This window comes from Pseudomonas cremoricolorata (assembly GCF_000759535.1).
Lineage (GTDB): Bacteria > Pseudomonadota > Gammaproteobacteria > Pseudomonadales > Pseudomonadaceae > Aquipseudomonas > Aquipseudomonas cremoricolorata_A.
Genome location: NZ_CP009455.1, coordinates 3,599,700 through 3,609,887 on the forward strand (window position 1 = coordinate 3,599,700; position 10,188 = coordinate 3,609,887).

At 65.6% G+C, this 10,188-nt stretch carries 8 protein-coding genes; 1 reads left to right on the forward strand and 7 read right to left on the reverse strand.

The genetic code is table 11. The features are described 5' to 3' along the window. Positions 1-155 precede the first annotated feature (155 nt). Entirely contained in the window at positions 156-353 is a 198-nt protein-coding gene (locus tag LK03_RS16415) for a hypothetical protein (protein WP_038413447.1), read from the forward strand. 1,282 nt (positions 354-1,635) lie between these two features. On the opposite strand, the gene LK03_RS16420 is transcribed toward LK03_RS16415, so the two are convergent. From LK03_RS16420 to LK03_RS16450, 7 genes are all read right to left on the reverse strand, one after another. Then, entirely contained in the window at positions 1,636-2,787 is a 1,152-nt protein-coding gene (locus LK03_RS16420; RefSeq protein ID WP_038413448.1) for an acyl-CoA dehydrogenase family protein, read from the reverse strand. A gap of 14 nt (positions 2,788-2,801) precedes the next feature. Next, a complete protein-coding gene (locus LK03_RS16425; protein WP_038413449.1) occupies positions 2,802-3,872 on the reverse strand; it encodes an enoyl-CoA hydratase/isomerase family protein in 1,071 nt (356 codons plus the stop codon). A 260-nt stretch (positions 3,873-4,132) separates the two neighbouring features. After that, complete coding sequence (locus LK03_RS16430; RefSeq protein ID WP_049870524.1) at positions 4,133-5,227, reverse strand: GNAT family N-acetyltransferase; 1,095 nt, start codon at positions 5,225-5,227, stop codon at positions 4,133-4,135. 3 nt (positions 5,228-5,230) lie between these two features. Further along, positions 5,231-5,923: a GNAT family N-acetyltransferase gene (locus tag LK03_RS16435; protein ID WP_038413450.1), complete on the reverse strand. Its 693-nt coding sequence runs from the start codon at positions 5,921-5,923 to the stop codon at positions 5,231-5,233. Further along, positions 5,920-7,878 carry a hypothetical protein gene (locus tag LK03_RS16440; RefSeq protein ID WP_038413451.1) on the reverse strand — a complete coding sequence of 653 codons (1,959 nt, stop codon included), beginning with the start codon at positions 7,876-7,878 and terminating at the stop codon, positions 5,920-5,922. Before LK03_RS16440 ends, LK03_RS16435 begins: the two co-directional genes overlap by 4 nt. Continuing rightward, complete coding sequence (locus LK03_RS16445) at positions 7,875-9,179, reverse strand: lipopolysaccharide biosynthesis protein (protein ID WP_038413452.1); 1,305 nt, start codon at positions 9,177-9,179, stop codon at positions 7,875-7,877. The genes LK03_RS16440 and LK03_RS16445 overlap by 4 nt, the downstream gene beginning before the upstream one ends. Continuing rightward, positions 9,176-10,186 carry a polysaccharide deacetylase family protein gene (locus tag LK03_RS16450; RefSeq protein ID WP_038413453.1) on the reverse strand — a complete coding sequence of 337 codons (1,011 nt, stop codon included), beginning with the start codon at positions 10,184-10,186 and terminating at the stop codon, positions 9,176-9,178. Before LK03_RS16450 ends, LK03_RS16445 begins: the two co-directional genes overlap by 4 nt. Between the last annotated feature and the right edge of the window lie 2 nt (positions 10,187-10,188).

Below are 10,188 nucleotides of genomic sequence, written 5' to 3' on the forward strand. Positions count from 1 at the left end.
CCACTCGCTTGAGTGTTTATCAGCCGTTTGAAGCACGCAAGCGGATGGCCATGTCGCCGAGCTGCCTTCCGCTCGTCGCTTCATCATTAGGCAGCTTGAAGGTTTAACAGAGTCTGGCTAATAGTGAGCACATTGCCAGGGGGAGGCTGTAAGAAATGCAACAGCGATTCGTCATCGTGCCGGCATTGCCGAAGGAAAAGGATGTGATTCAGCGCAAGACCACGGTCTGGAGTGGTGTTTCAACGGCGCGCTTCGATCTCTACGACAATCTGGAAAAACAGCGCCTGACGCTGAGCCTGCAAAGCCGCCCCGATGCCGAGGCGGAGTGCTCCAGACGCAATTGTGCAGGGTGAGCGGATCTCTGACCGCAGCCGCTCAGCGCCAGGATCGGCAATGACGCCAGCATTAGATCCTTGCCAGCGACTGCTGCGATGGCCCAGGCGCGTGATGGCTCTTGTACATCAATCATCAAGGCGCCACTATCCGTAAACACCTGAATATCCCTAGGCTCACCCGCTCAGAATTGATCGGTAGATCGACATCGATGCTGATGGGCGTTACATCGCAGGTTTCGCCTTGCGGCGACCGACTTTTGGGGGCAAAAGTCGGCAAAACCCTGTGCTCCACTAGCCGGCCCTACACTACGCTGCGCTCCGTTTCGGGTTCCCTGCGTTCCGGCACTCTTCGGGCCAGCGCGGGCAAGGGTTGCTACGCAACCCTAACACCTCGCGTCCTCGGCTGCGCCTCGGGTGCGCTTCGCGCACGGCCCTACGAGTACCGGAACGAAGGCCGGCTACAGTCGCGATCGGTGTCGCCTGAGCGATCTGTGTACAAAAAGCGCTTTGCCGATGTTGTTGCGGGCAGTCAGGTAGATTTCGACAAGTTCACGACTCTATTAGTCCGGCCGCAGCCGCTCAGCCTCGTGACGCCAGCACCAGATACTCGCCAGCGACAGCTGCGATGTCCCAAGCGCGTTAACGCTTTTGTACCTCAATCGTCCAGACGCCACAGATCGCGACTGTAGCCGGCCGGAGCGTAGGTGTTCGAAGGGGCGTGCGCGTCAGCGCACCCGAGGCGCAGCCGAGGACGCGAGGTGTTAGGGTTGCGCAGCAACCCTTGCCCGCGGCGCCCCGTAGAGCACCGGAGCGCAGGGGACCCGGAACGGAGCGCAGCGCAGTGCAGGGCCGGCTAGTGGAGCACGGCGGTTTTGCATCCTTTTGCCCGTGAGACGGACCTGCGCAAAAGGATGTCGCCGCAGGCGAAACAGCGGTCCTGAAGCCAACGAATCTCTACAGGTCATAGCGTTGGCCCTCTACCCGGAAGCACATGAATATCCTTAGGCTCACTCGCTCAGGATTGATCAGTAGATCAGTAGATACAGTCGCGATCTGTGTACAAAAAGCGCTTTGCCGATGCTGTTGCGGTCAGTCAGGTGGATTTCGACAAGTTCACGACTCAAATATGCCCGGTCGCATCCACTCAGCTTTGTGGTCGGCATCGGCGCGAGAACTGCGATGGTCCACGCGCGCAAAGGCTCTCGTACATCAATCATCTAGGCACCACAGATCGCGACCGTCGCTGGCTAGTGGAGCGCGCAGCGCCTGTGCCGGCTGCGGCGCGCCAAAGCGCGTCGATCTAGATCGGATAGTGCTTGAGCTCGCGGGCGATCAGCAGCCGCTGAATTTCGCTGGAGCCTTCGTAGATCTGCGTGATGCGCGCGTCGCGGTAGTAGCGCTCGACCGGATAATCTTCCAGATACCCATACCCGCCGTGCACCTGAATGGCCATGGAACACACCCGCTCGGCCATTTCCGAGGCGAACAGCTTGGCCTGCGAGGCCTCTGACAGGCACGGCTTGCCAGCACTGCGCAGGCGCGCGGCATGCAGAATCAGCAGGCGCGCAGCATTGACCTGGACCTGCATGTCGGCCAGCAGGTTGGCGATGCTCTGGTGTTCGTTGATGGGCTTGCCGAACTGCACCCGCTCACGGGCGTATACCAGCGCAGCCTCGAACGCTGCCCGGGCAATGCCCAGGGCCTGGGCCGCGATGCCGATACGCCCGCCTTCCAGGTTCGACAAGGCAATCGCCAAGCCTTTGCCGCGCTCACCCAGCAGGTTGCCCGCGGGAATGTGGCAGTCGTCCAGGCTCACTGCGCAGGTGTCGCTGGCGCGGATGCCCATCTTGTGTTCGCTGCGCTCGACCTTGAAGCCAGGGTTGTCGGTCGGAACCAGAAATGCCGACAGGCCTTTCTTGCCAAGCTCAGGGTCAGTCACGGCGAAGACGATCGCCAGCCCCGCCCGCCGTGCATTGCTGACGAACTGCTTGGCGCCATTGAGCACCCATTGATCACCCACGCGCTCGGCACGGGTGCGCAGGTTGTGCGCTTCCGAGCCGGCTTGCGGTTCGGTCAGGCAGAAACAGCCGATCACCTCACCGCTGGCCAGGCGCGGCAGCCATGCCTGTTGCTGCTCGGCGCTGCCATAGGCCAGCAGCGGACCACAGCCGACCGAGTTGTGGATGCTCATCAGCGCGCCGGTGGCGCCATCGCCGACCGAGATTTCCTCGACTGCCAAGGCGTAGGCGACATAGTCGGTGTAGCTGCCGCCGTGCTCCTCAGGCACGACCATGCCCAGCAGGCCCAGCTCACCCATGCTGCGCACCACACCGTCGTCGATCCACGCGGCTTTCTCCCAGGCCTGGGCGTGGGGGGCGATTTCGTTGCGGGCGAAATCGCGCGCCATGTCGCGGATCATGATCTGCTCTTCGTTCAGTTCCAGGTCTTGCATGGCTGCCTCCCGGCTCACAGGCCGTCGAAGAATCGGTTGACCTGCGCCGCCGTCACGTCGGAGGGGCGTGGCGGGTTCCAGCGTGGCTGTTTGTCCTTGTGGATGATCAGCGCACGCACGCCTTCGATGATGTCGCCATGGGCGAACCACTGGCGGTCGACGTGCAGTTCCTGGGCGAAGCAGTGTTCCAGGTTCAACTGCCGACCGCGGCGCAGCAGCTCCAAGGTGACGGCCATGGCCAGCGGCGAGCGCTGTTCCAGCAGCTCAGCGGTGGCCAGCGCCCAGTCATGGCTGTTGCCGAGGTTGACCTCACGCAGTTGCTCGATGATGGAGGGGATGTCGGGTTGGGCGAAATAGTGATCGATGGCCGGTCGCAGTTCGGCCAGCGGCGGCGCGTCGAGGATCTGCTGGCCAAGGCTGGCGAGCAGGCCTTGCAGGTCTTTGAGCGGATGGTCGCCGAAGTGCAGTTGATCGAGGCCGCTGTCCAGTGCTGGCAGCGCTTCGCTGTGCAGGTACCAGTCGGCCAGACCGCAGTACAGCGCATCGGCCGCGCCGATCTGATTACCGCTGACGCCCAGGTAGATGCCCAACTCGCCGGGCAGGCGCGAGAGGAAATAGCTGCCGCCGACATCCGGGAAGTAACCGATGCCCACTTCCGGCATGCCCAGCCGGCTGCGTTCGGTGACGATGCGCAGATCACAGCCCTGGGCCAGGCCCATGCCACCGCCCAGGGTGAAGCCGTCCATCAGCACCATGAGCGGTTTGGGATAGCGATGCAGGGTCAGGTCAAGGGCGTATTCCTCGACGAAGAACGTTTCGTGCAGGGTATCGCCGGCCTTGTAGCTGTCGTGCAGCGAGCGGATGTCGCCGCCGGCGCAGAAGCCCTTGGGTCCTTCACCGCGCAGCATCACGGCCAGCACCTGCGGATCATTGCGCCAGGCGTCGAGTTGCCTTTTCAGGCTGCGCACCATGTCCAGGGTCAGCGCGTTGAGCCCGGCGGGGCGATTGAGGGTGAGGTGGCCGATGCGGTTGCGCACCGTCGCCAGCACTTGGCTGGCCTGCAACGGTGGAGTGGACGCGGTCATGGTGATCTCCCTGCCTTGTTATTGATTGTTCCGAATGAAACCGGTGGTCCGGCGGCGCAGAGTAGCAGGCCGATGCTGGCACGCGCATTTGCGCCACACAATCGATAAATATGCAGTGGATTCATGCAGATTTGCCTTGCAAACGGCTGCTGCCGCTTGCGGGTGTGACCGTGTGGGGAGGGGGATTGCTCATGCTGGGCCTGCGTTGCAGGCTTGTAGGCGCGGCGTCAGCCGCGAAAAGCTCGAAGCTGCATGAACAGTCAGCGCATTGCACGCAGGCGCGGTTTGATCCATTGCCAACTGCGCAGCGCCAGCCCCAGGCAGATGCCGCTCGGGCGCCAGCTGCAGCAACTCAGGCGCCAGTGCGCGATGCTGGCGCTCTGGCGTTCGTGCAACTGATGGCTGGAATTGTCCAGGCTCACCCGCGAGGCGTCGATGTGCTGCCAGCCGGCCTCCAGGCCCCAGCGGATCAGTTCATCGAGCAGCACGCGACCACTGCCTAGTTCGCGATACTCCGGGCAGAAGGCCAGGTTGTAGTCATAGACCCGGCCGCGCTCCAGCAAGCCCAGGCGGTAGCTGATGCAGCGACCGTCCAGCTCCAGCAGCACCAGACACACCATGCCCTGTTCGGCCAGGGCGCGCAGCGCCTGGTACATCCACAGCCTGCGTTGCGGGCCGGAAAAAATCCCCACTTCATCGTCACCTTTCCAGCTGGCTGCTTCCACCGCGCTGATGGCGTCGAGCAGGGCGTCGATGTTGCTCGCGTCGGCCAGCACCCGGCGCTGCACCGCGCCGCAAGCGGTAATGCGTTTGCGCGCACGGCGCAATTTGTAACGCGGGTCGCCGCTCACTTCCTGGGCATCGGCAGCGCTGATCTGGTGCACCGGCACGCGGCACGCCAGGCGCCGCTCGAAAGTCGAGCTGCGCCGCGCCCAGCATGCCAGCCATGGCGTACTGGCCTGGGCATCGGGGATTTCGTTCAGTTGCAGCACGGCGTGCGGCAGGTGCCGGCGGATCGCGCGCAGGGCCTGCGCGGCAGCCGCGGCGGGCAGCTCGTTGAGCAGGCCGATGCGGTCGCTCAGTGGATAGCCCAAGTGGCGCACCACCGCCAGGCGCACCGGGCCGAACGCCTCACGGCTGTGTACCAGCGGCAGACACATTCGCAACTGCTCGCCCTGCCAGCCGAGCAGGACGGCCAGGCGCTGGCCAGGTTGCAGCGCCTGTTCGGCCGCGTGCAGCCAGCCCAGGTGATTGAACGGGGTGCTGGCCGCCAGTCGCTGGCGCAGCGCCTCGTAGTGCTCGGCAGGAAAGCTCGGGTCAAGGAGCGAGGCGCACCAGCGCAGTTCGATGGCCATGTTTCAGTCCTGTGTGGCCGCTTGCGGCGGACGCGACAGGTTGCGCAGATGCTCGATGCGCGAACCGCTGTAGCGACTCTGATGGAACAGCTTCCAGCGCCCGAACAGGTAGTGCACATGTTGAATCCGCCCCTGTTCGCGGTAGCCCATGCGCAAGTGCAGGCGCAGGGCCGGAATGTTCTGGCTCTCGCAGACATCCACCACCTTGCGGTAGCCGCGCCCGGCCATTTCCTGCCACAGCGTCAATTGCGCATCGGTGGAAATCTGTGTGCCCCAGCAGCGACGGATCGACTCGCCGCCGAACTGAAAGTATTCCCCCGGCTGTACCCGGAACCAGCAACCGTAATAGTGATGGTCGTGATAGTCGCCAGGGCTGGCCCAGACGAAGGCACAGGCATCGTCGTCCTCATCGAGCCACATCAGGCCAATATGGCCCTCCTGCGCCAATTCGCGCATGGTCTCGACACGATCGCCGAAGTGGCGGGCGAAGGCCGGTGCGTTGTCGGCACTGATGCGCGCCATGCGCAGCGGCGGCGATGGCCTGAGCTGATGCGGCGGAGGCGGGGTAACCAGATCGCGCTCCAGCCACAGCAATTGCTCTTGGCGATACACGAAATGCCGAAAGGCACTGACGCAGATACCGCGTAGTCCTTTGCGCTGCAGTGCGCGCTTGAGGGTGTCGAGGGCAAGAATCATGGTGCCTCCTTGGATCGTGTGGCGGGGTGGGTGTCGGCTGTTTGCCAGGTCAGGGCAAACAGCGTTTGCCCAGGAACGATGAAATGCGCGCGGCCCTGGTGACAGTCCAGGCTGGCGGTGCGCGGCGGGTCGTCGGCGCCCAGCAGCTGCAATTGCGCCCGGCTACACGCCGCCCCCAGGCCGTCGACCTGCAACTGCTGCCGGCGCGTGGCCTTGTTCACCCCGAGCAGGCTGCGCTGGTCGCCCTCGGCCATGGCCAGGGCATCGACCTCGAAGGCGTCGTTATCCAGGCTCAGCACCTCGGGCAACCAGTGGCGTTGCATGAACCGATGGGCCAGGGCCACCGGTTTGGCGGAAAACCCGGCGCCTTCGCCGTGCACCTGAATCATGCCCTTGGGCCACTGTGGCTCATCGGCCAGCTGAAACCAGTTGAGCATGTCCAGCAGGCCATCGGCCGAGGCGTTGATCGCCACCGATGCCCACCACAATGCGGCGAACTGGGTGTCCTGTTCGTAGGGGCTCAGGCTCGAACCGCTGGAAATGTTGGTCTGGTCGAGCAACAGCGCCTTGCGTGGCCGGCCATTGGCATCCAGGCCAACCAGTTCGGCGGCGGCGCGTACCTGCTGGCGGTAGCTGCGGGTGGCCAGCAGGTCGCGGACCATCCAGGTGTGCCAGGCCAGCGCGTCGATCCCCTCGCCGTGTTCGGCCAGCAGCCGCCGCGCCCAGTCCAGGCCGACGCGCTCTCGGCTGCCTTCGCGCATCGGGCCATTGACCAGGTTGGAGCTGGCCGGCATGGCAATGCGCACCCCGGCGTCGCGGGCGCCGGGAAAGCGCTGCACCTGTTCCAGCATCGCCGCGAAATAACGCGCGTAGCTGGCGTAGTCCGGGTAGCTGAGGTTCGGCTCGTCGCTGAAGGCCAGGTAATGAAGGGCGTGGCCGGGCCATTGCGTGGCACTGCGCAGCCAGGCATCGAGCCCTGCACTGGTGGTGGGTTCGGCGTCGAGCACCGAGCGGCGCCCGGTGGCGGCAAGCAGGGTGATGTCCTGGTCGATCGGATAGCGCTGCAGGTAGAACCGCCGAAACGCTTGCTCGTAGTCGGGCTTGCGCTGTAACACGTCGACGAAGCTGTACCAGCCGGCGGCGTGTGGCTGCACCTCATCGAGCACGGCATGGCTGGCCTTGGGCGGCAGCAGGTAGGGCAGGTTGACCCCAAGGCGGGCGCTGCTGCCGCGGCGCGTATTGCCGACTCGCAGATGCACCTGACCCTCGCGTTGCGCCAGCGGTCCGAGGTGCTCGACGCGCTGGGCGAACAGGTTGGCGCTGCCGTCGAGCCAGAAAGCGGCCTTGCCTTGGCCGGACAAACGCAGGCGGAAGACTTGCGGGGTGCTTGCCTGCGGCAGCGCCAGGCGCTCGAACTCCCAGTAGGCCTGGTGGGGCAGCAGTGCCAGGTGCCAGCGCCGCCCATCGCCAAGGCGCTCGACCTCCAGCGCGCGCACGCCGCCATGGTACTTGCCGGCCAGGCTCGCCTGTTCACCGGCAGGCACCTGGAAGTACAACTCGGTGTCGGGTTGCGCCTGCACGCTGAAATGCACCTTGGCCGGAGCGAACAGCGCGCGCGTGTCGGCGTCGTGGGTCACGCTGTAGCGACGGAAACTGTAGCCGGGCACTTCCAGCTGATAGGGTCCGGCGCTGGCGGCCAGCGGCCAGTCCTGCTCGCCGCGGGTCTGCTGACGGCTTATAGGTCGCTCGCCCTGCAAGCGGCCCTGGCCATCGAGCAGGTAGAGCGATTCCTCGACGGCATCGGCCTGCCACGCCGGCTGCCAGCGCACCTGCACGGTGTCGTTCTGGGCAGGCTGCAAGTACAGGCTGCCATCGCGGATGTCGGCCCAGCTCAGCACCTGGCCGTGGGCGTTGACGGCCAGCGCGCACAGGCCGCACAGCAGCAGGCGCTTCATGCCGGCCGCCGTTGCAGCAGTTGCCGCAGTGGCCCCAAGTCGCTGGGCAGCACCACCAGGGTCTGCCAGATCGACACGCCGCTCAGCCGGCAGTACATCCCCAGCATCACCAGCGCCGCGGCCAGGTAGGCCGCCGACGAGCTCAGCGCGGCGCCGAGGATGCCAAGGTGCGGAATCAGCAGCAGGTTCAGCACCAGGTTCAGCGCTGCGCCCAGCCCCATGATCCATGACACCGCGCCTGGACGCCCCTTGCCCAGCAGGTCGAGGCGCAGGATGCTCGCGTGGCTCATGCCGAGCAGCCCCGGCAGCAGCCCGAGCAGCGCCGGATAGGCCGGCCGATACTCGGCACCGAACAAGGTGACGATCAGCCATTCGCCGATCAGCGCCATGAACAGGCACGCGCCGAGCATGATCGTCGAGGTCAGGCGCAGGGCCAGCGGGGTCAGCTTGCTCATCACCGTTTCCTGTTGCAGCAGGCGCTTCATCAACGGGGTGGTCACCGCCTCGGGGACGATGAACAGCAGCTCGGCGGCGGCGGTGGCCATGGCGTACTGACCCAGGCTGGCACTGCCGAGCATGGCGCTGATCAACAGGTAATCGCCCCGCAGCACGGCCTGGCGCAGCAGCACGTCGGGATGACTCTTGGCGCTGTAGGCAAGCAGTTCGCGCTGGCCGGCGCGGTCCCAGCACAGGGCGATCGAGTGCTGGCGGCCCAGCCAGTAAACCCCAAGGCTTGCCAACAGGCCCAGGCCGCACAGCCAGCTGAGCACCGCCGCCTCCAGCGCGGCATCGCGCCACAGCCACAGCAGCGCGCCGAACAGCAGCAGTGGCAGCAGCGACTCGAGCAGGCGCAGGGCGTTGTAGGTGCCGGTGGCACCGCAGGCATTGTGCAGGGTCAGCAGGGCGGTCTTGAGCACCGACAGCGGCACCGCCAGCAACAGCAACCAGACCAGCAGCCCCAACTGCGCGTTGGCCTCCAGGTGAGTGCCGAACTGGCGCGCGACGAGGATGCACAGCAACGTCATCAGCCCTGCGAGCAGGCAGCCGTACACCAGCACCTGGGTCAGCAGCAGACCCATGCTGCGCTGCTTGGCCGCCTGGTAGCCGAGCGCGGTGTTGAGGCCGCCGCTGGTGGCGGCGCTGATCAGATCGGGCAGGGTGCTGAGCAGGGCGAACACCCCGCGCTCGGCAGGCCCCAGCACCCGCGCCAGCAGCACATTGCGCAGCAGGCGCAGGACCAGCATGGCCAGGTTGGTACCCAGGCTCAGCGCCAGGTGACGCAGGTAGCCATCGCGCTTCATGCCGGTACCCCGCGGCTCATGCGCCAGGCCAATAGCGACGGATGCCGGGCGCTGCGCTGGCTGACGCCGATGCGCGGCAATGCCAGGGGGTCGTCGTTGACGGCGCACACTGCGGCGCGGGTGCCCAGGGCGTAGCGGTACTGCTGCGCAGCCACCTGGCGACGCACCCGCGCGTCGTGATCGCCGTTGGGGTAGCAGTACACCGGCAGCGGCTGCAGGCAACCTTCCTGCAAGGCCACCCTGGAGCGGCTCAACTCGGCGTGCAGCGCCTCATCGCTCAGCCCCGGCAGCAGGGCATGGCTGGCACCGTGAGGCCCGAAGCTGATCAGCCCAGAGCCTTCCAGTTGACGCACCTGGTGCCAGTCCAGCGCCTGTGGCAGCGACTCCAGCGGGCAGGCGTCGGTCAGCGCGTGCAACTGCGCCGGCGGCAGTGACTTCAGGCTCTGCAGAAAACCGGCCAGTACGCGGCTGCGTGCCTCATTCGAGAAGCTGTGCAGAACACTTGCCGGCACGGGCCGACCGAGCGCCTGCAATTGCGTGAGCAGCGGGTTGATCGAGGCCACGCCGTGGCTGCCCCAGAGGGTTTCGCCAATGCTTTCCCACCAGAAGCGCTGGCGGCTGTCGATGTAGTCGGTGGACAGGAAGATACTCGCCGGCACCTGGTACTGGCGCAGCAACGGAAAGGCATGCACGGCATTGTCGCGCCAGCCATCATCGAAGGTCAGCGCCAGTGGCGGACGCTGGCCGGGGCGGGGTGCGGTGGGCGGGTCGAGCAAGGTCATCAGTGGCACACAGTCGAAATGCTCGCGTAGCCATTCCAGCAGACCGGCGAAGCTTTCGGCGCCGACGCACAGCTCGTTGCGGTGTGCCAGTTCGGCGCTGGCATCGTCCTGCACCACCCGGTGCAGCATGAGGATGACGCCGCGCTCGCGCAGCTGCCGACGGCCCTTGGCCGAATTCAGGTACAGCCAGCCGCAGGCGCACTTCACGAAGGTCTTGATCGACATGG

Bases quoted from the DNA above. Each gene is read 5' to 3' on its own strand.
- LK03_RS16415 (WP_038413447.1), top strand. From the start codon at position 156: ATGCAACAGCGATTCGTCATCGTGCCGGCATTGCCGAAGGAAAAGGAT.
- LK03_RS16420 (WP_038413448.1), bottom strand. From the start codon at position 2,787: ATGCAAGACCTGGAACTGAACGAAGAGCAGATCATGATCCGCGACATG.
- LK03_RS16425 (WP_038413449.1), bottom strand. From the start codon at position 3,872: ATGACCGCGTCCACTCCACCGTTGCAGGCCAGCCAAGTGCTGGCGACG.
- LK03_RS16430 (WP_049870524.1), bottom strand. From the start codon at position 5,227: ATGGCCATCGAACTGCGCTGGTGCGCCTCGCTCCTTGACCCGAGCTTT.
- LK03_RS16435 (WP_038413450.1), bottom strand. From the start codon at position 5,923: ATGATTCTTGCCCTCGACACCCTCAAGCGCGCACTGCAGCGCAAAGGA.
- LK03_RS16440 (WP_038413451.1), bottom strand. From the start codon at position 7,878: ATGAAGCGCCTGCTGCTGTGCGGCCTGTGCGCGCTGGCCGTCAACGCC.
- LK03_RS16445 (WP_038413452.1), bottom strand. From the start codon at position 9,179: ATGAAGCGCGATGGCTACCTGCGTCACCTGGCGCTGAGCCTGGGTACC.
- LK03_RS16450 (WP_038413453.1), bottom strand. From the start codon at position 10,186: ATGTCGATCAAGACCTTCGTGAAGTGCGCCTGCGGCTGGCTGTACCTG.